This is a genomic window from Arthrobacter sp. CP30 (assembly GCF_053470025.1).
The window spans coordinates 318,659-338,312 of record NZ_JBQEMM010000004.1; the positions used below are offsets into that span (position 1 = coordinate 318,659).

Consider the following 19,654-nt stretch of genomic DNA (forward strand, 5'->3'; position numbering starts at 1 on the left):
GACCGGCTCAATCGCCGATGGTGGCGATCACCGATCCCGCCGAGACGGTGTCCCCGGGTGCCGCGGTGAGACCGGACAGGGTTCCGGACTTGTGGGCGGTCAGGGGTTGCTCCATCTTCATGGCCTCGAGCACGACGATCAGGTCACCCTCACGCACCGCATCGCCGTCGCTGGCGGCGACCTTCACGATCGTCCCCTGCATGGGCGAGGTCAGCTCGTCCCCGCTGACGGCCGTCTTCCCGGCCCGGGCACGGGCGGACTTCTTCGACTTGGCCGGCGTGCCGGTCCGGCCGTTCGGGGATGCTCCGAGGCCGGCAGGAAGGACCACGTCGAGGCGGCGGCCGCCGACCTCGACGGTGACGCGCTGGCGGGTGTCCTCCTCCGGCGTCGGCTCCGCCGGGCCGGTCCACGGCTCGATGGTGTTGGCGAAGCCGGTCTCGATCCAGCGGGTGTGCACGGAGAACGGCCCGCTCTCCGGGGCGAAGGCCGGATCGGCGACGACGGCGGCGTGGAAGGGGAGCACGGTCGGCATGCCCTCGATCACCATCTCACCGATGGCCCGCCGCGCGCGCTGGAGCGCCTGTTCGCGGGTGGCGCCGGTGACGATCAGCTTGGCCAGCATGGAGTCGAAGTTGCCACCGATGACCTCTCCGGCCTCGATCCCGGAATCCACGCGGACACCCGGTCCGCTCGGGAGCGTGAACGTCTGGACCGTGCCCGGAGCGGGCATGAAGCCACGGCCGGCGTCCTCCCCGTTGATCCGGAACTCGAAGGAGTGGCCGCGGACGGCTGGATCCCCGTAGCCGAGTTCCTCGCCGCGGGCGATCCTGAACTGTTCCCGCACGAGGTCGAGCCCGGTGACCTCCTCCGAGACGGGGTGCTCCACCTGCAGGCGGGTGTTGACCTCGAGGAAGGAGATGGTGCCGTCCTGTCCCACGAGGAACTCGCAGGTGCCGGCGCCCTGGTAGCCCGCCGCACGGAGGATGGCCTTGGACGCCTCGTACAGCCGGGTGTTCTGCTCAGCAGACAGGAACGGAGCCGGCGCCTCCTCGACGAGCTTCTGGTTGCGGCGCTGGAGTGAGCAGTCACGCGTCGAGACGACGACGACCGAGCCGTACGCGTCGGCGAGGCACTGCGTCTCGACGTGCCGGGGTGCGTCGAGGAAACGCTCCACGAAGCACTCGCCGCGGCCGAAGGCCGCCGTCGCCTCGCGGACCGCCGACTCGAACAGTTCGGGAATCTCCTCGTGGCTGCGCACCACCTTGATGCCACGTCCGCCGCCGCCGAAGGCCGCCTTGATGGCCAGGGGCAGCCCGAACTCCTGCGCGAAGTCGACGACCTCCTGCACGGATTCGACCGGGTCCTTGGTCCCCGGGACCAGGGGGGCGCCCACACGCTCGGCGATGTGCCGGGCCTGCACCTTGTCGCCGAGCTGCGAGATGGACTCGGGCGACGGCCCGATCCAGGTGATCCCGGCGTCGATCACGCGCTGCGCGAACTCGGCGTTCTCGGAGAGGAAGCCGTACCCGGGATGGATGGCGTCGGCCCCGCTGCGCCGCGCGGCGTCGAGGATGCTGTCCATGACGAGGTACGACTCCGCCGCGGTCTCGCCGCCCAGAGCGAAGGCCTCGTCGGCCATCCGGACGTGGAGGGCGTCCCGATCCGGATCGGCGTAGACGGCGACCGAGGCGAGGCCCTCGTCCCGTGCCGCCCGGATCACGCGCACGGCGATCTCCCCGCGGTTTGCCACCAGCACCTTCGTCATGGGCCTGAGTTCCCGCGAGCGACCGGCGGGGCTGCTCGGGGTACCGGTGTCGGACGACTCGGACGGGGCTGCGGGGGACTGGCTCATGGGGGATTGAACTCCTTCTTCTCAGATCGGAGCCTAGCCCGCCTTTGTCGCTTCTGCCCATGGATCGTGGTCCGAGGGAGTGTTGTGTGCCGATCCTTTGTAGGGAACCTACAACGCCGGCGCGTCGCCCCACAGGGCGGTGATGGGCACCCCGGCAGAGTGGAGCAACGCTCGCAGGGTGGAGATGCTGAGCCCGACGACGGCGTGCGGGTCCCCGTCGATGCGGTCGATGAACGCACCGCCGAGGCCGTCGAGGGTGAAGGATCCCGCGCACTGCAGCGGTTCCCCGCTGGCCACGTACCGCCGCACCTCGTCGTCGGTCATGGCCCCGAAGTACACCGTTGCCGAGGACACTGCGCCGATGGTCGCACCCGAACCGCCGTCACGCGTGTCCACGAGCCAGTGGCCCGTGTGGAGGACGCCCGACCGTCCGCGCATGCGGCTGATGCGCTCGATGGCCACGGCGGACTCGTAGGGCTTGCCGTGGGCCTCGCCGTCGAACTCGAAGACGGAATCGCAGCCGATCACCAGTGAGCCATCGGCGTCGGGCAGTGACGCGACCGCCTCCGCCTTGGCGCGAGCGAGAAGCAGTGATGTGTCGTGCGGGTCGAGCTCGCCGTAGGCGGCGACGACGGCGGGTTCGTCGACGTCCGAGACGAGGACGCGGTGCTCGATGCCCGCCTCGGCGAGGAGCTTGGTGCGGGCAGGCGATCTGGAGGCGAGGATCAGGCGTGCGGTCATGCCCCAAGCCTAGGGCCGGGGACGCCGGGGCCGGTCGCCGTCCAGGCCGGGGCCCGGTCCCGGAGCGACGGCGCGCCGGGACCGGTAGAAATCCTCACCACTGGTGTGCGACGTCGACCACCACCCTCGAACCGGTGCCCGGGCCGGGCAGGACCATGACACGGACGGGAAGGCGCGCCCGCACACCGAGGCCGAGCGTCGTCCGGCCCTCGTAGCTCCCGGCGAGGGCCACCTGGCGGAACGTGGAGTAGCCCGCCACATCCGTGAGCTCCGTCCGGTTCGCCGGTGAGTAGGTGGCCCGTCCTGCGGCGTCGTAGGCCGGCGCGAGGACCGTGAGGGAGATGCGTGCACCACCCCTGAGGGGGACGGTGGCGCCCGAGCCCGGCTGGGTCACCTGGTCCACGTAGGCCACGCGGTACCCGGAGACGGGGCCGCGGGCATCGATGACGAGCCGGTCGAAGCACGTGTGCCGGCCGGAGCGCACATCGGTGATGGGAGCGGAGGAGGAGGTGGGGGCGGTCTTGGCCGTCGAGCCCCACGTGATGCCGCAGTATGCGGCGGATGCCGGCGGCGCCCCCGCGAGGCCGAGGCCTGCGGTCAGGGCGAGGACGGCGAGTGCGGCGGGGATCTTCCCCGTCGTGCGCGATCGGTTCATGGCGCACCACCTTGTCGAGCTGGATAGGTGAGTCCATGGTCCGCCTACCGGGACGGGAAAGCGCCGCTGTGCCGTCGAACGGCGCCGAATCGTTAGCGGGGAACGGCTGCGGCCCGCCCCGGTGGTCGGGGCGGGCCGCAGTCAGCGACCGGAGGGGGTATCCGCGGTCAGCGGGCCACCGAGATGCCGTCGTTCGTGGCGGAGGCGGCGGTCTCCACGTCGACCTCGTCGATCGTGCTGTCATCGGCGAATGGATCACCGTTGCGCTGCGCGTCGTAGAGACGGGTGTCCAGGATGCCCTCCCGCTTGGCGACGATCGTGGGGATGAGGGCCTGGCCCGCGACGTTGACCGCGGTACGCCCCATGTCGAGGATCGGGTCGACGGCGAGGAGCAGGCCGACGCCGGCGAGGGGGAGTCCCAGGGTGGAGAGCGTGAGGGTCAGCATGACGACTGCGCCCGTGGTCCCGGCGGTCGCGGCCGAGCCGAGGACCGACACGAGCGCGATCAGCAGGTACTGCGTGAGCGTCAGGTCGATGCCGAAGAACTGGGCCACGAAGATCGCCGAGATGGCGGGGTAGATGGCCGCGCAGCCATCCATCTTCGTCGTCGCACCGAGGGGGACGGCGAAGGACGCATAGGCGCGGGGAACGCCCAGGTTCCGCTCCGCCACACGCTGGGTCAGCGGGAGGGTGCCCACCGAGGAGCGCGACACGAAGGCGAGCTGGATCGCCGGCCACGCGCCGGAGAAGTACTGGCGGACGGACAGCCCGTGGGTCTTGACCAGCACCGGGTACACGGCGAACAGCACGAGGGCCAGGCCCACGTAGATGGCGAGGGTGAACTTGCCGAGCGAGCCGATGGTGTCCCAGCCGTAGACCGCGACCGCGTTGCCGATGAGCCCCACCGTGCCGAGCGGTGCGATGCGGATGATCCACCAGAGCACCTTTTGGATGACGGCGAGGGCGGACGCGTTGAAGGTCAGGAAGGGCTCGGCCTGCTTGCCGACCTTGAGCGCGGCGATACCGACGGCGATGGCGACCACCAGCACCTGCAGGACGTTGAAGTTCAGCGCCGTGGTGACCGAGCCCGATTCGGCGACACTGGAGGATGCCTGCAGTCCGAGGAAGTTCGCCGGGATGAGCCCGGTGAGGAACGCCCACCAGCTGCCGGTGGTCCCCGTGTACTCGTCCGGCTGGGTGGCGCCCGTGCCGGCTCCCGGCTGGAAGACGACTCCCAGCGCGATCCCGATGACCACGGAGATGAGGGCCGTGATGGCGAACCACAGCAGGGTCTGGCCGGCGAGGCGCGCGGCGTTGTTCACCGCACGCAGGTTTGCGATCGAGCTGACCACGGCGGTGAAGATGAGGGGGACGACGGCGGCGCGCAGCAGGGCCACGTAGCTCGAGCCGAGGGTGGCGAGCGTGGTGCCGAGTCCGTTGGGCGTCTCGGCCGTGTGGCCGGTGTTCTTCGCGAGGAGGCCGAGGGCCAGGCCGACGACGAGGGCGGCGATGATCTGCGGACCGAACGAGGTCACCCAGCGGGGCAACGGTCGCCGCGTGGGCACGGAGGTGGTTTCAGTAGACACGCCGGAAACACTAGGGGTCGGCGTATACCGGGACGAAGTGCAGGTTGCGAAATGTTACGCACCGTCTATCCGCAGCGGGACGAGGCCCGACCGCCGGCCGCCGCCATCACGGGCGGGCGGGCCTGCAGGCCCGCCCGCGTGTGACGAAGCTCGCGCTATGCGACCAGCGCTCGCCGCAGGGTGTCGAGTCCCACCGAGCCCAGGTTGAGGGCCCGGGTGTGGAAGGCGCGGAGATCGAAGGAGTCGCCTTCGGCGTCGCGCACCTCGTCCCGGACCTGCTCCCAGAGGCGCTGGCCGATCTTGTAGGCGGGGGCCTGGCCGGGCCAGCCGAGGTAGCGGGTGAACTCGAAGGCCAGCTGTCCCTCGCTGATGGCGATGTTCTCCTTCAGGAAGGCGTACCCCTTGTCCGGCGTCCAGGTGCCCTCGCCCCATCGCTCCGGCATCTCGAGTTCGAGGTGCACGCCGATGTCGAACACCACCCGCGCCGCCCGCATGCGCTGCGCGTCGAGCATGCCGAGGCGGTCGCCGGGATCGGACAGGAAGCCGAGCTCCTGCATGAGGCGCTCCGCGTACAGCGCCCAGCCCTCGCCCTGGCCCGAGACCCAGATGGCGTTGCGGCGCCACGGGTTGAGCAGGGCCCGCTGGTAGGTGGCGGTCGCGATCTGGAGGTGGTGGCCCGGGACCCCCTCGTGGTAGACGGTGGTGGTCTCCTTCCAGGTCGTGAAGGAGTCCTCGCCCTCGGGTACCGACCACCACATCCGGCCCGGTCGCGAGAAGTCGTCGCTCGGGCCGGTGTAGTAGATGCCGCCCTCCTTCGTGGGTGCGATCCTGCATTCGAGGCGCCGCATGACGTCCGGGATGTCGAAGTGCACGCCGGCCATCGCGTCCACGGCTCTGTCCGAGAGGGTCTGCATCCAGGCCTGCAGGGCGTCGGTGCCCTGGAGCTGCCGAGCCGGATCGGCGTCGAGGAGGTCCATCGCCTCGCGGATGGTCGCGCCCGCACTGATCTCCTCGGCCACCGCCTCCTGTTCGGCGATGACGCGATCGAGCTCCTCGACACCCCATCGGTAGGTCTCCTCGAGGTCCACGGCCGAGCCGAGGAAGCACCGGGACATCAGGGCGTAGTGTTCGCGGCCGACGGCGTCCTTCTCGGGGGCATCCGGGAGCAGGTCGTCCTGCAGGAAGGCGGCGAGGGTGCGGTAGGCGCCGCGGGCTGCACCGGCACCCGTCCGGAGCTGCTCCCGGAGGGACTCCGGCAGCGGGCCGTCGTCGGCCCGGTCCGTCGCGCCGAGGGCGTCGAAGAAGCCGCCGTCCTCCGCGTACTTCGTGGACTGCTCGATCACGATCTCGACCTGGCGGCGGGCAGCGACGAGCCCGCGCTCGCGGCCCGTGCGCAGCGACGAGACGTAGCCGTCGATGGCGGCAGGGACGGCGGACATCCGGCCCGCGATGTGGCCCCACTGCTCCGCGGTCGCGGTGGGCATGAGGTCGAAGATGGCGCGGATGCCCTGGGCCGGGCAGGCGATGTTGTTCAGCTCGGAGTAGTCCAGCCCGGCCTCGTGGATCTCGAGGTCGAGGCCGAGGCGTTCGCGCATGGCGTCGAGGGTCACGGCGTCCACGTCGTCCGACGGTGCGAGGTCCTCGAGCAGGCGGAGCGTGGTGCCGGCGGCCTCGGTGAGGGCCTCGATGCCGGCCGGTGAGTAGTCGCGGTACTCCGTCTCGCGACCCGGGAGTCCCAGTTCGGTGGCGAAGTCGGGCATGAGCTCCAGGAGGGTCTCGTAGTACGAGGTGGCCACGGCGTCGATGGCGGTGGACGGGCGGTCGGGCTGCTCGCCCGGGGCGGGGGCTGGGGTGGTGTGGGTCACGTTCCGAGCCTACTGCCGACCGGTTGCCGGAGGCCACCAAGACCGGCCCGTAGCACCGCACGGAGGACCGGGGGCTACCGGACACCGGCGCCTGTCACTGGTATACACGGAGGACGTCCATCGGAAGGCCGCTCATGCCCATCACCCATCCGCTCCTCGAGAACGACCACATGTCCGCCTGGCTCGGGGTCTCCGTCGAGGCGGCGGAGTCCGGCAGCGCGCGCATCTCGATGGTGCTCCGCCGGGACATGGTGAACGGCTTCGGGATCGTGCACGGCGGCGTGCTCTTCGCCTTCGCCGATACGTGCTTCGCCCTGGCGTGCAACGACCCGGCGGGCACACCGGGGGTCATCACCGTCGCGTCCGGGGCCGACGTCACGTTCCTCGCGCCGGCCTACGAGGGCCAGACCCTCACTGCCGTCGGGTCGGTCCTGTCGAGCACCGGGCGGAGCGGCCTGTACGACGTCCACGTCACCTCGGCGGACGGGGCGGTCGCGGAGTTCCGCGGCCGGAGCCGCACCGTCCCGGCGCGGTGACCTGATCCGGCCCGCGGTATCCCCGGCGCTGCCCCGAACGGGGCGCAGCCAGGGCCGCTGCCCCGACGCCGCGCACGCCCTCGGACGGGCCGCTCGGCGGACGGACGGACGCCGTCAGCGGACGCTGCGCCGCCATGAGCCGGGGCCGGGGGTCGGCCCGAGCCGCAGCAGGGCACGGCGCAACCAGGACCGCCCCTGGTCCGGGGCCTCCTCCACCTCGCCGGTATCCCGGAGGGCGAGGACGACGGCGGTGAGCGCCGCCAGCTCCTCGTCCGTCGGCGCACCCGAGACCACGGAGAGCACGGCGCCCTCGGCGCCGGCGTCGTCGACGGGATCGGCCGAGGCCGTAGCATCGCCGTCGTGCCCGTCCCGGTGGCCGCTCACAGCGGGATGTTCCCGTGCTTCTTGGCGGGGTTGGACGCCCGCTTGTCACGGAGCGCCCGCAGGCCGCGGACGATGTGGAGCCGGGTGTCCGACGGCGCGATGACGGAGTCCACGTACCCGAGCTCCGCTGCCTGGTACGGGTTGAGCAACTCCTCCTCGTACTGCTGGACGGCGTCGGCGCGCGCCGCCTCGACATCACCCCCTGCGTCGGCCACGGCCTTCAGCCGGCCGCGGTACAGGATGTTCACCGCGCCCTGCGCGCCCATCACACCGATCTGCGCGGTGGGCCACGCGAGGTTCAGGTCCGCCCCGAGCTTCTTGGAGCCCATGACGATGTACGCGCCGCCGTAGGCCTTGCGCGTGATCACCGTCAGCTTCGGTACGGTGGCTTCCGCATAGGCGTAGAGCAGCTTGGCGCCGCGGCGGATGATGCCCTGGAACTCCTGGTCCTTGCCCGGGAGGAATCCGGGCACGTCCACCAGGGTCAGGATGGGGATGTTGAAGGCGTCGCAGTGGCGGACGAAGCGGGCCGCCTTCTCGGAGGCGTTGATGTCGAGCGTGCCGGCGAACTGCAGCGGCTGGTTGGCGACGATCCCGATGGTGTGGCCCTCCACCCGGGCGTACCCGGTGACGACGTTCGGTGCATAGAGGGCCTGCAGCTCGAGGAAGTGGCCGTCGTCCACCACCGCGGCGATGACGGCGTGCATGTCGTACGGCTGGTTGGCGGCGTCGGGGATGAGCGCATCGAGGGCGAGGTCCTCGTCGGTGGTGTCCGGCTCCTCGACGAACTCCGTCAGCGGGGCCTCGGCGAGGTTGTTCGAGGGCAGGAAGTCGAGGAGCTCGCGCACGAAGCCGATGGCGTCGGCCTCGTCGGTGGCGAGGTAGGCGGAGGTCCCCGTCGTCGTGTTGTGCTGCCGGGCGCCGCCGAGGGTCTCCATGTCGACGTCCTCGCCGGTGACGGTCTTGATGACATCGGGACCGGTGATGAACATGTGCGAGGTCTTGTCCACCATGACCACGAAATCGGTGAGCGCGGGGGAGTAGGCCGCACCGCCGGCGCAGGGACCCATGATGAGGGAGATCTGCGGGACGACGCCCGAGGCGTGCACGTTGTTGCGGAAGATGTCCGCGAACATCGCCAGCGAGGCCACGCCCTCCTGGATGCGTGCCCCACCGCCGTCGTTGATGCCGATGACCGGGCAGCCGTTGCGGAGCGCGAACTCCTGCACCTTGACGATCTTCTCGCCGTTGACCTGGCTGAGGGATCCGCCGTAGACGGTGAAGTCCTGGCTGAAGACGGCGATCAGCCGTCCGTCCACCGTCGCGTAGCCGGAGACCACGCCGTCGCCCAGCGGCTTCTTCCGCTCCATGCCGAAGGCCGTCGAGCGGTGGACGGCGAGGGCGTCGAATTCGACGAAGGAGCCTTCGTCGACCAGCAGGTCGATGCGCTCGCGCGCCGTGTTCTTGCCGCGCGCGTGCTGCTTCTCGATGGCCTCGGGACCTGAGGGCTGCTCCGAGAGCGCGGTGCGCCTCCGGAAGTCGGCGAGCTTCCCGGCCGTCGTGGTGAGGTCGGGCTGCAGGTCCTGGTGCATTGGTACTCCGGTCGGCGGGTGGCGGGGGTATGCGCTGCGTCACTGGAGGTTTCCGACAACGTTCGGCGCAATCCACCCAGTCTAGTGACGCCCACGGCGCCCGCTGTTGTAGGAGCCCTACAGTTTCCCTCCCCATCGATTAGCCGGCCGAGCGATGTTACCCGCCGGTAACATCGGTGCGTCGCACGCCGCTCCCGCTGGGGGGAGTGCTTAGGCTGGTGCCATGACTGCACGCGACGAAGCTCAGGAATCACCCGCCACGGATGCCGGGGCGGACCGTCTCCCCACCCTCGCCGGACGCACCATCATCATGTCGGGCGGGAGCCGCGGCATCGGCCTCGCCATCGCCCTGAGGGCGGCCCGCGACGGCGCGAACGTCGCCATCATGGCCAAGACCGGCGAGCCGCACCCCAAGCTCGAGGGCACCGTGTACACCGCCGCGGAGCAGATCGAGGCGGCCGGCGGGGCCGCGCTGCCGTTCGTCGGCGACGTCCGGAACGACGACGACGTCCGCGCCGCCGTGGACGCCACCGTCGGTCGCTTCGGCGGGATCGACATCGTGGTCAACAACGCCTCGGCGATCGACCTCTCGAAGACCCCCGACGTCGACATGAAGCGCTACGACCTCATGGCGGACATCAACGTGCGCGGCACCTTCATGCTGAGCAAGTTCGCCCTCGACGCCCTGAAACGGTCGGCCAACCCCCACATCCTGACCCTCTCGCCCCCGCTGAACCTCGCCCCGAGGTGGGCGGGCCTGCACCTCGCCTACACCATGGCCAAGTACGGCATGAGCCTGACCACCCTGGGGCTCGCGGAGGAACTGAAGGACGACGGCGTCGCCGTGAACTCACTCTGGCCCGCGACGCTGATCGACACGGCAGCCATCCGCAACATGCCCGGCGGGACCCGCATGGTGCAGGCCGCCCGCAGCGCCGACATCGTCGCCGACGCCGCGCACGCCGTGCTCGTGCGGGCCGCAAGCGACTGCACCGGCAACTTCTACACGGACGAGCAGGTCCTCCGCGACGAGGGGGTCACGGACCTCACCGGATACAGCCTGGGAGCGACCGAGGACCGGCTGGTGCCGGACATCTTCCTCTGATCCCCCTGATCCCCCCGACGCCCCGCTCCGGTGGGGAGGGCACCCGGCCGGATAGGATCGAAGGCATGTCCTCCCGCTACTCCAATCTCGAGCGCCCCGGCCTCGACCTCGGCGCGCTGAGGACAGCCCTGTGCATGCCTGCCGGTCCGTTCCCGCGCCTCGACATCGTCGAGCGGACCGGGTCCACCAACACGGACCTCGTGGACCATGCCCAGCGGGAGACCGCTGGATGGCCGGATCTCAGCGTCCTGTGCGCGGAGGTGCAGACCGCCGGCCGCGGGCGGCTCGACCGCAGCTGGACCGCGCCCGAGCGTTCCTCGCTCTTCGTCAGCATCCTGCTGCGTCCCTTCAACCGGCATGGGCGCCCCGTGCCGACCGCCGCCTACGCGTGGCTCTCCCTGCTGGCCGCGCTCGCCCTCGCCGAGAGTGTGGAGGACCGGACGGAGATCGCACCACAGCTGAAGTGGCCCAACGACGTGACGGTCGACGGCCGCAAGCTCGCCGGTGTCCTCGCGCAGTTCGTCCCGGGCGCTGGTGCCGAACCCCCCGCCGTCGTCGTCGGGGTGGGCCTCAACGTGAGCCTCACCGATGACGAGCTGCCCGTCCCGACCGCGACGAGCCTCCTGCTCGAGTACGCCGGCACCACCGACCGCAACATCCTGCTGAAGTCCTTCCTCCGCACGTTCGCCGACCGGTACCGGGCCTTCTGCGATGTCGACGGCGACGCCGACGCGGACTGGGACGGCGGACCCTCCCTGCAGGCCCGGGTCGCCGCCCGCATGGCGACGCTCGGCCAGGACGTCCGCGCGGACCTGCCCGGCGGGTCCCTGACGGGCCGCGCCCTGCGCCTCGACGGACACGGCGCCCTGGTGATCCGGGACGACGACGGCGAGCGGCACACCGTCTCGGCGGGCGACGTCGTGCACCTCCGCCCGCAGGTGTAGCGGTGCGCATCAAGCTGCTGCCGGGGGAACGGGTCCTCGTCCGGACCCGGCCCTCGCCCCTACCGCTCGTGGGGCCGGTGATCCTCGGCTTCGTGCTCCTCGCGCTCGGCGGGTTCGGCCTCGGCTTCCTCATGCGCCGCGACGTCGCGGATCTCGGGGACTGGCAGCCCGTGCTCCTGCTGGTGCTCCTCGCGGTCGTGGTCCTGCTGCTGCTCCGGGTGCTCGTCCGTCCGCTGCTCCGATGGTCCAGCAACCGGTTCGTGCTCACGAGTATGCGCCTGATCCACCGCAGGGGTGCGGCCCGGCGGTCGGAGCACCAGATCAACCTCTCCGCCATCTCGCAGCTGCAGACCGAGCAGGGTCTCATCCAGCGCATGGTGGGCAGCGGGACCCTGATCGCCGACCTCGGGTTCGACAGGGCGCACGCCTACCGGGACGTACCGCAGATAGCCCGTTTCAAGGAGTTCGTGGTGCAGGCGATCAGCGACCTGCCCCTGACCCGCATGTTCGATGGTGTAGACATGGAAATCGATCCGCAGTACGCCCGGGGCGGGGCGGGGCGGAACCAGGACGGTCGGGCGCGCCAGGAATGGCCGCACCACGAGGGCAGGAGCGAGCGAGCGTGACAGTCGAGGACCGCCACGGCCCGGGCGCCGCCCCCGGCGCATCGGACCGCGCGCCGGTGAGGGCAGCGGACAGCGCCCCGGCTCCGGCCACCCCGCCGGGGGATACGCGCGACAGCGCCCCGGCTCCTGATCCGGCCACCGCACCTGCCGTCCCGACGGAGTCGCGGACGGACACGAGCCGCCTCGACGACGCGCCCGAGGCCGCGGCCTCGACGGCGTCGAAGGCGGTCTGGCAGCTGCAGCCGGACATGGCGACCGCCGGTCCGGAGGAGGCGGCGCCGGCAGGGCCCATCGAGCTCGACCGCGAGACCATCCGCCGGCTGGAGCGTGAACTGCTGGGAGCCGAGCGCACGCTGAAACGCCGTGACATCGCGGCGGGCGCAGGGGTCTCGCTGCTCTCGGCGCGGAAGCTGTGGCGCGCCATGGGCTTCCCGAACATCGGCGACGACGACATCGCCTTCACGGAGAAGGACCTCGGGGCCCTGACCACCATCATCGACATGGTGCGCCAGGAGCAGCTCACCGAGGACGCGGCGATCTCCATCACGCGAGCGGTCGGCCAGATGACGGACCGCATGGTCGTCTGGCAGATCGAGGCGATCGTCGAGGAGATGGTGGCCCAGCGCGGCCTCACCGACGCCGACGCGCGCAAGACCCTCGTCTCGGAGCTCCCGGACCTGATCGACCCGCTGGAGCGGACCCTCGTCTACGCATGGCGCCGGCAGATGAACGCCGCCGTGCAGCGGCTGGCCCTGCGCGCGGAGTCGGGGCTCGCGTCCAGCGAGGCGGGCCGTGACGGCGACGAGCAGGACGCCCCGCTGCCCCTGGCCCGCGCCGTCGGCTTCGCGGACCTCGTGTCCTACACGAGCCTGTCCCGCCAGATGAACGAGCGCACCCTGGCCCAGCTGGTGCAGCGCTTCGAGAACAAGAGTGCAGAGATCATCTCCGTGGGCGGCGGACGCCTCGTGAAGACCATCGGTGACGAGGTCCTCTACATCGCCGAGTCACCCGAGGCGGGTGCGGAGATCTCACTGGCGCTCGCCAAGGCGTTCACGGAGGACGAGTTCCTGCCCTCCGCGCGCTGCTCCCTCGTCTGGGGACGGGTGCTCTCCCGGCTCGGTGACATCTACGGGCCGACGGTCAATCTCGCAGCGCGCCTCACGGCGCTCGCGGAACCCGGGGAGGTCCTCGTGGACGGGTCCACCGCCGCCACGCTCGACACCAACGAGAAGTTCGTCCTCACGCCCCACGCGCCCCGCCAGGTGCGCGGCTTCGGGGAGGTGCGTCCGGTCACCCTGGCGCGCGGGACCGGCAGCGGACTCGTCCTCGACTGAGCACCGGGCGTCTCCCCGGCCGAGCGTCAGCATGCAGCCGCCCGGCCGCCCGGAGCGGAAGCCGGTGTAGCGGCAACCGGACGCCACGCTTCCGCCCCTGGCGTTCCCGCCGGACGCCCCGCGTTGGCACAACCGGCACGCCGTGCGACACTGCTAGCGACCACCCATGCGCCCGTCGCCCGTCCTCCGGGGCGTGCTCGCCGCGCGTCGGTGGCCCGCAGTACCGATCAAGTGGGGCACAAGAGTGAAGTTCGTAGGTCTCAGACGCGCGCAGGCGAAGCATCGCCGCGCCCTCTCGACGGCGGTCGCCACTGCCGTGACGGGTGGCGTCGTCGCCGGTGCGCTCCTCTATCCGGGCTTCGCGACCGCCGATGTCGACCTGAACGACGGCGGCGTGTGGGTCACCAACGAGAACCTCGGCATGGTGGGCCACCTCAACTACCAGTCACGCCTCCTCGACGGCGGGTACGCGGCCAACAGCGACGCCTTCGACCTCCGCCAGGAGGCGTCGACAGTCTTCAACATCAACACCGACCAGTCGAAGGTCAGCCCCGTCGACATCGCCAACGTGGTGCGCGGCACGGAGGTGCAGCTGCCCGGAGCGGCCGAGGTGGCCATGGGCGGCACCACGGTGGCCGTCACCGACCAGACATCCGGGACCGTCTGGATCACCACCGCGGCCGACCTCGCAGGCTTCGACGACCAGGAGGAGGAACCCGTGTCCTCCGGGCCGGGCTCGGTGGCCGCCGTCTCCCCGACCGGTCGCGTGGTGGTCGCGAACCCCGAGGACGCCACCGTCACCACCTACGATGTCCGCCAGGACGGTACGTGGGAGGAGCCCGACGTCCGCCAGGTCCCTGAGCTCGCCGACTCCGGTGACCTGCAGGTCGCCGTGATCGGGCAGGACGCGGTGGTCTTCGACCCGGCGTCCGGGCAGGTCCTCCTCCCCGACGGGACGCTGGTGGCTTTCGACGACACCGAGCGGGCGGAGCTGCAGCAGAGCGGGCCCGCGGCGGACGCCGTCGCAATCGCGACCGAGACCTCGCTTATCCAGCAGCCGCTCGACGGCGCCGACGCCGTGGTGACGGACATCGGCAACGGCCGGCCCGCAGTGCCCGTGGTGCAGGGGGCGTGCCTGCACGCCGCGTGGGCCGGAGCCGCCACCTACCTCCGCGACTGCCGCGACGACGCCGACGACCAGCGCCAGGACATCCCGAACATCGGGGCGGAGTCCGAGCTGGTCTTCCGTGTCAACCGCGAGGTGGTGGTGCTCAACGACACCGCGGCCGGGGACGTCTGGCTCGTCCAGCAGAACCTCGAGCTGGTGGACAACTGGGGTGATATCATCCCGCCGAAGGACGAGTCCGACGAGCAGGACGAGGAGTCCGCGAGCGAGAACCCCGTCAACACGCTGCCCGACCGCTCGGGCGAGAACCGCCCGCCCGTCGCCACCGACGACAGCTTCGGGGCGCGGGCCGGCCGGACCACCATCCTCAACGTCCTCGACAACGACACCGATCCCGACGGGGACCTGCTGACGGCCACCCTGGCGGGCGAGCAGCCGGCGTCGGGCACGGTGCAGAGCATCTACGACGGCGCCGGCATGCAGATCGTGGTGCCCGAGGACGCGCCGCAGGGTAGGAGCACCTACAGGTACGAGATCGAGGACGGACGCGGTGGAACGGCCGGCGCGTCGGTCACGGTGGACGTCCGCGGTCCCGACACCAATGAGGCGCCGCGCGCGAAGCGGCCCACGACCATCCTCGTGGAGCAGGGCCGGAGCGTCAGCCAGAACATCCTGAACACGTGGGAGGACCCCGACGGCGATGACCTGTTCCTGGTCAGCGCCGCGCCCACGCCCGACGGCGACCAGGTCCGGACCCGCTCCGACGGGCTCCTGACCTTCCGCGACGTCGGCAAGAGCCAGGGCGTCAAGGAGGTCGCCGTCGTGGTCTCGGACGGTGCCGAGCAGGTCGAGGGCACGATCGTCTTCGACGTCCGTGCCAACGGCGTCCTGCCCCCGGTCGCGAACTTCGACCACTTCACCGCCGTCGTGGGCCAGGAGGTGCAGCTCTCACCGCTGCAGAACGACCTCGACCCGGCCGGCGGGCAACTGAGCCTCGCGCGGGCGGAGGCCACGGGTGGGGACGCCCCGATCGCCCCCGACTACGAGACCGGGACGATCGCGTTCACACCGTCGGCCGCGGGCACCGCCTACGTCGAGTACCTGGTGACGAACGGCCCGCAGACCGCTACCGGTCTCATCCGGGTGGATGCCCGGACCAGCGGGATCGAGGGAGCGCCGGTGGCCGTCCGCGACGTCGCGCTCCTGCCCCGCAACGGCGACGTCCTGGTGGACGTCCTGGCCAACGACACCGACCCGACCGGCGGCGTGATGGTGGTGCAGTCCGTGAGCACCCCGGACGGGTCACCGCTGGACGTCGCCCTGCTGGACCACGACATCCTCCGTATCCACGACGTCCGCAGCCTCAACCAGCAGACCACCCTGACGTACACGGTCTCCAACGGCACCGCCTCCGCGACGGGCGAGGTCAGCGTGCTGTCCGTGGCGGGACCGGAGACCCTGCTCCCGCCGCAGGCCACGCCCGATGCCGCCACGGTGCGCGTGGGCGACGTCGTGAACATCCCGGTGCTCGACAACGACACGCACCCCAACGGGGACGCCCTCACCCTCGATCCGGTGCTGGCCCAGTCCGTGGACCCCGCCGACGGCCGCATCTTCGCGTCGGAGAACGTGCTCCGCTTCGTCGCCGGTGAGACCGCCAAGACCGTCTACGCGATCTACGACGTCAAGGACAGCACCGGGCAGGTGGACTCCGCGGAGGTGCGGATCACCATTAAGGCGCGCGACGACGCGAAGAACGCCCAGCCGGTCCCGCGGAACCTGGAGGGCCGCGTGATCGCGGGGTCCACCATCCGCATCCCCGTGCCGCTGGACGGCATCGACGCCGACGGCGACTCGGTGTTCCTCACCGGGATCGACAGCGCGCCGCGCCAGGGGGCCGCCGTCCCCGGTACCAACTACATCGACTTCACCGCTTCCGCGACGGGCGCCGGGACCGACTCCTTCACCTACCGCGTGCGGGACCGCTTCGGCCTGGAGAACACCGGGACGGTGCAGGTGGGCATCGCGCCTGCGGCGGAGTCCAACCAGCAGCCGGTCGCGGTCGACGACGGCGTCCTGCTGCGGCCCGGGCGGGCCATCGCCGTCGAGGCCCTGCGCAACGACTCCGACCCCGACGGAGATCCCCTGCGCCTGGTCCCGGAGGCGCTCTCCGCGGAGCCTGCCGGGATGGCGCCGGAGATCCGCGACGGCCGCATCCTGTTCACGGCGCCGGAGGAGCAGGGCACCTTCACGGTGCGGTACCGGGTCACGGACGGCCGGGGCGGGAGCGCCGACGCGGCGATCACCGTCACGGTCGACCAGAACGCCGAGCTGCTCCTGCCGATCGCCCGCGACGACCGCGTGGAGCCGTCCGAGACCAGGGGGGAGACCGCCGTCGTCGTCCCCGTCCTCGACAACGACGAGGATCCCGACGGTGTCCGCGAGGACCTCGAGGTGACCGTCGACCCCGCCTACGAGGGCGTCACGGTCGGCCGGGACGACGTGGTGACGGTCGATCTCACCGCCGAGGACCAGCTCATCCCGTACGAGGTCGAGGACATCGACGGGGGAGTCGCCCGCGCCGTGATCTGGGTTCCCCGCCTGGGTGAGCAGTACCCCACGCTGCTCTCCGACGCACCCCTCGACGTGACGGCCGGCGAGGACCTCGTCCTCGACCTCGGTGCCCTCGTCGAGGTACGCGAGGGGCGCACTCCGCGCGTCACCGTCGCCGAGAAGGTCGTGGCCATCGGGGTCGACAACCAGGCCGAGCTGATCCGGGACCCGGGCACGCTCGTGTACGGCGCCGACCTCGACTATGCGGGCCGCGGGTCGATCACGTTCGAGGTGACGGACGGCAGCGGACCGGACGACCCCGAGGGGCTCAGCAGCACGCTGACCGTCCTGACGAACGTCATCCCCGCCGCGGAACGGAACATCCCCCCGACGCTGACCTCCGGGTCGCTCGAACCGGCGATCGCGGAGCCGGCGGCATCCCTCGACCTCCGGCAGCTGGCCGGCGACGCCAACCCCGAGGACGTCGACTCGCTCGCGTTCGCGGTCGAGGGCGAGGTCCCGCCGGGGTTCGACGCCACGCTCGACGGGTCCGTGCTCGAGGTCCGCGCGACGGATGCTGCGCGCCCCGGGACGGTCGGCCGCCTCGGCATCTCCGTCACCGACGGCCAGGAGACGGCCATCAACGTCGTGGAACTCACCGTCCTCGCGTCCAGCCGCCCGCTCGCCGTCGCGAACACCGACGTGGTCCCCAAGGCCATCCAGGGTGAGCCCGTCACGGTGCCGGTCCTCGAGAACGACGCCAACCCGTTCGAGGACACGCCGCTGACCGTCGTGGACGCCACCGCCGACGGGAACGGCACCGCCACCCTGCAGGGCGACGCCGTCGTCGTGACTCCCGCAGCGGACTTCGTGGGCAGCATGACGGTCCAGTACACCGTGGGGGACAAGACCGGGGACAGCAACCGGTACGCGACCGGGCAGATCCGCCTCACCGTCGAGGGCACGCCGGGTGCGCCGGGCACGCCCACCGTCGAGTCCGTGCGCAGCAGGACCGCCGTGATGTCCTGGGATCCGCCGGCCAGCAACGGCTCACCGATCACCGGCTACACCGTGACGGGAACCAGCGGCGTGACCCAGGAATGCCCCACGACCACCTGCACCATCACGGGGCTGACCAACAACGTCGAGTACGTCTTCCAGGTCACGGCCACCAACGCGAACGGTACCTCCGACCCCTCGCCCGCGAGCGCCCCGGCCCGGCCCGACACCAAACCGGACCAGCCGGCCCCACCCACGCTGGTGTTCGGGGACCGATCGCTGACGGTCGACTTCACGCCGCCCACCAACGAAGGGTCCCCGATCGAGGGCTACGAGCTGCAGATCTCACCCGCCCCGCCCCGCGGAGCGACCCAGCGCTCCGTTGCGGGCAGCCCCGTGGTCTGGGAGGGCCTCGAGAACGGGACGGCCTACCGGGTCCGCGTCCAGGCGCGCAACGCCGCCCCCGACCCGTCCGACTGGAGCGACTACTCCGCCGCCGAGACGCCCGCCGGGCTGCCCGGGGTGCCGCAGGCGCCGACCACGACGCGCGCCCAGTCCGTCGGTGCACAGAGCCAGCTGTCCGTCGACTGGAACGACGCCGACCCCAACGGCGCCCCGGTGACGAAGTACCAGGTGCAGGAGTTCCGCGGGGGCGCCCTCGTCCGTACGCTCCCCGAGGCTCCCGCATCCCAGCAGACCATCACCGTGGACAACGCGGAAGCCGACTACTCCTACGCGGTGCGCTCCTTCAACCGGGCCGGCTGGTCGGAGTACGGTGCGCAGTCCGCGCCTCGGCGCGCGGTCGGCAATCCGGCACCACCGGCCCCGCCGCAACTGGTCGAGGCGGAGACCGGTGGAGCGGGCCGCGCCGTGACCATCACCTTCACCCCGCTCTCCGCCGCCCAGCGCAACGGCGCCCGCGCGGGCGAGGTCTCCTACGAGGCGAGCTTCAACGGTGGGGGCTGGCGGCCCCTGAGCCAGAACCAGACCGTGGGCGGCTTCGCCAACGGGCAGAACGTGACCGCGACCGTCCGGGCGCTCGTCGCCAGCGACGGTTCGAGCTACACGAGCGACCCGGGCGCGCCCTCCGCCGCCGTGCGGCCGTACGGCTCACCCGGTGCGGCCATGGCGTCCGGGCGGGACGGCCGGGCCGAGCAGAAGAGCCTCGAGCTCAGCTGGGGTGCTCCGAGCACCTCCGCGCACGACGTCCGCCAGATCCAGATCAGCATCGACGGCGGGAGCTGGGAGGACGTGGGCAACTCGGGCAGCAGGACCGTCAACACCAGCGGCTATGGCGAGCGCCATTCGATCAGGGTGCGCTCGCTCAACTCCCGCGACCAGCCGGGGCCGGTTGCCGAGGCCGCCGCACGGAGTGGCGAAGCCCCTCCACCGCCGCCCCCACCGAAGACCGAATGGACCATCACGGCCGGCGGTCCGGACCTGAGCTCGCGCAGCTGCATGGACCCGGCCAACGGCACGAACTTCAACGACGCGACCCGCGACTGCGCCGGGGAGCACTGGATGTACAACAACACCTCCATGACCTCCAACTGCTACATCAACCGGGCAAGCGGGCCCTGGTACCGGCAGAAGTCCGGTCCGAACCGTGACGCCAACAACGACGGCCTCTTCCTGAAGGGCATCCACACCACGGCGGGCAACAACCCGCCGGACGGGATGCGTCCGTGCTGACCGCGCCGTCGACGCCGCTCCCGTGAGCATCTGAGCTCCACCGACCGCCCCACCCACCCCACCT

General features: G+C 71.3%; 13 protein-coding genes. 6 read left to right on the top strand and 7 right to left on the bottom strand.

Features of this window, described 5'->3' with window-relative positions:
• Window positions 1-7 precede the first annotated feature (7 nt).
• The 5 genes from ACTIMO_RS08230 to ACTIMO_RS08250 all read right to left on the bottom strand — a co-directional run bounded on the left by ACTIMO_RS08230 (window position 8) and on the right by ACTIMO_RS08250 (window position 6,699).
• Window positions 8-1,765: an acetyl/propionyl/methylcrotonyl-CoA carboxylase subunit alpha gene (locus tag ACTIMO_RS08230; protein WP_235498889.1), complete on the bottom strand. Its 1,758-nt coding sequence runs from the start codon at window positions 1,763-1,765 to the stop codon at window positions 8-10.
• 195 nt (window positions 1,766-1,960) lie between these two features.
• Window positions 1,961-2,593, bottom strand: coding sequence for a Maf family protein (locus tag ACTIMO_RS08235; protein ID WP_055770364.1), 633 nt, complete (start codon window positions 2,591-2,593; stop codon window positions 1,961-1,963).
• A 94-nt stretch (window positions 2,594-2,687) separates the two neighbouring features.
• The gene (locus tag ACTIMO_RS08240) at window positions 2,688-3,248 is read right to left on the bottom strand and encodes an AMIN-like domain-containing (lipo)protein (protein ID WP_422391552.1); all 561 of its coding nucleotides are present in this window, start codon (window positions 3,246-3,248) and stop codon (window positions 2,688-2,690) included.
• Between the two features lie 167 nt (window positions 3,249-3,415).
• On the bottom strand, window positions 3,416-4,834 hold the full coding sequence (locus tag ACTIMO_RS08245) for a dicarboxylate/amino acid:cation symporter (protein WP_448182095.1): 1,419 nt from the start codon (window positions 4,832-4,834) through the stop codon (window positions 3,416-3,418).
• A 155-nt stretch (window positions 4,835-4,989) separates the two neighbouring features.
• Window positions 4,990-6,699 (bottom strand): DUF885 domain-containing protein, encoded by a 1,710-nt coding sequence (locus ACTIMO_RS08250; protein ID WP_448182096.1) that lies wholly within the window; start codon window positions 6,697-6,699, stop codon window positions 4,990-4,992.
• Window positions 6,700-6,833: 134 nt separating this feature from the next.
• Here ACTIMO_RS08250 and ACTIMO_RS08255 point away from each other — a divergent pair, with 134 nt between their 5' ends.
• Window positions 6,834-7,235, top strand: coding sequence for a hotdog fold thioesterase (locus ACTIMO_RS08255; RefSeq protein WP_448182097.1), 402 nt, complete (start codon window positions 6,834-6,836; stop codon window positions 7,233-7,235).
• A gap of 114 nt (window positions 7,236-7,349) precedes the next feature.
• Here the strand turns inward: ACTIMO_RS08255 and ACTIMO_RS08260 are convergent, their stop codons facing one another.
• Both ACTIMO_RS08260 and ACTIMO_RS08265 read right to left on the bottom strand, forming a co-directional pair.
• Entirely contained in the window at window positions 7,350-7,619 is a 270-nt protein-coding gene (locus ACTIMO_RS08260) for an acyl-CoA carboxylase subunit epsilon (RefSeq protein WP_448182098.1), read from the bottom strand.
• A complete protein-coding gene (locus ACTIMO_RS08265; RefSeq protein ID WP_448182110.1) occupies window positions 7,616-9,199 on the bottom strand; it encodes an acyl-CoA carboxylase subunit beta in 1,584 nt (527 codons plus the stop codon). Before ACTIMO_RS08265 ends, ACTIMO_RS08260 begins: the two co-directional genes overlap by 4 nt.
• A 235-nt stretch (window positions 9,200-9,434) precedes the next feature.
• Here ACTIMO_RS08265 and ACTIMO_RS08270 point away from each other — a divergent pair, with 235 nt between their 5' ends.
• The 5 genes from ACTIMO_RS08270 to ACTIMO_RS08290 all read left to right on the top strand — a co-directional run bounded on the left by ACTIMO_RS08270 (window position 9,435) and on the right by ACTIMO_RS08290 (window position 19,590).
• A complete protein-coding gene (locus ACTIMO_RS08270) occupies window positions 9,435-10,316 on the top strand; it encodes an SDR family oxidoreductase (protein WP_448182099.1) in 882 nt (293 codons plus the stop codon).
• A gap of 65 nt (window positions 10,317-10,381) precedes the next feature.
• Window positions 10,382-11,260 carry a biotin--[acetyl-CoA-carboxylase] ligase gene (locus tag ACTIMO_RS08275; RefSeq protein WP_448182100.1) on the top strand — a complete coding sequence of 293 codons (879 nt, stop codon included), beginning with the start codon at window positions 10,382-10,384 and terminating at the stop codon, window positions 11,258-11,260.
• Between the two features lie 2 nt (window positions 11,261-11,262).
• The gene (locus ACTIMO_RS08280; protein ID WP_448182101.1) at window positions 11,263-11,886 is read left to right on the top strand and encodes a PH domain-containing protein; all 624 of its coding nucleotides are present in this window, start codon (window positions 11,263-11,265) and stop codon (window positions 11,884-11,886) included.
• A 248-nt stretch (window positions 11,887-12,134) separates the two neighbouring features.
• Entirely contained in the window at window positions 12,135-13,220 is a 1,086-nt protein-coding gene (locus tag ACTIMO_RS08285; RefSeq protein ID WP_055770844.1) for an adenylate/guanylate cyclase domain-containing protein, read from the top strand.
• 166 nt (window positions 13,221-13,386) lie between these two features.
• Window positions 13,387-19,590: an Ig-like domain-containing protein gene (locus ACTIMO_RS08290; RefSeq protein WP_448182102.1), complete on the top strand. Its 6,204-nt coding sequence runs from the start codon at window positions 13,387-13,389 to the stop codon at window positions 19,588-19,590.
• Window positions 19,591-19,654: the final 64 nt, after the last annotated feature.

Coding starts and splice junctions, on each gene's coding strand:
- ACTIMO_RS08275 (WP_448182100.1), top strand. CDS start 10,382: ATGTCCTCCCGCTACTCCAATCTCGAGCGCCCCGGCCTCGACCTCGGC.
- ACTIMO_RS08240 (WP_422391552.1), bottom strand. CDS start 3,248: ATGAACCGATCGCGCACGACGGGGAAGATCCCCGCCGCACTCGCCGTC.
- ACTIMO_RS08255 (WP_448182097.1), top strand. CDS start 6,834: ATGCCCATCACCCATCCGCTCCTCGAGAACGACCACATGTCCGCCTGG.
- ACTIMO_RS08235 (WP_055770364.1), bottom strand. CDS start 2,593: ATGACCGCACGCCTGATCCTCGCCTCCAGATCGCCTGCCCGCACCAAG.
- ACTIMO_RS08230 (WP_235498889.1), bottom strand. CDS start 1,765: ATGACGAAGGTGCTGGTGGCAAACCGCGGGGAGATCGCCGTGCGCGTG.
- ACTIMO_RS08290 (WP_448182102.1), top strand. CDS start 13,387: ATGCGCCCGTCGCCCGTCCTCCGGGGCGTGCTCGCCGCGCGTCGGTGG.
- ACTIMO_RS08270 (WP_448182099.1), top strand. CDS start 9,435: ATGACTGCACGCGACGAAGCTCAGGAATCACCCGCCACGGATGCCGGG.
- ACTIMO_RS08285 (WP_055770844.1), top strand. CDS start 12,135: ATGGCGACCGCCGGTCCGGAGGAGGCGGCGCCGGCAGGGCCCATCGAG.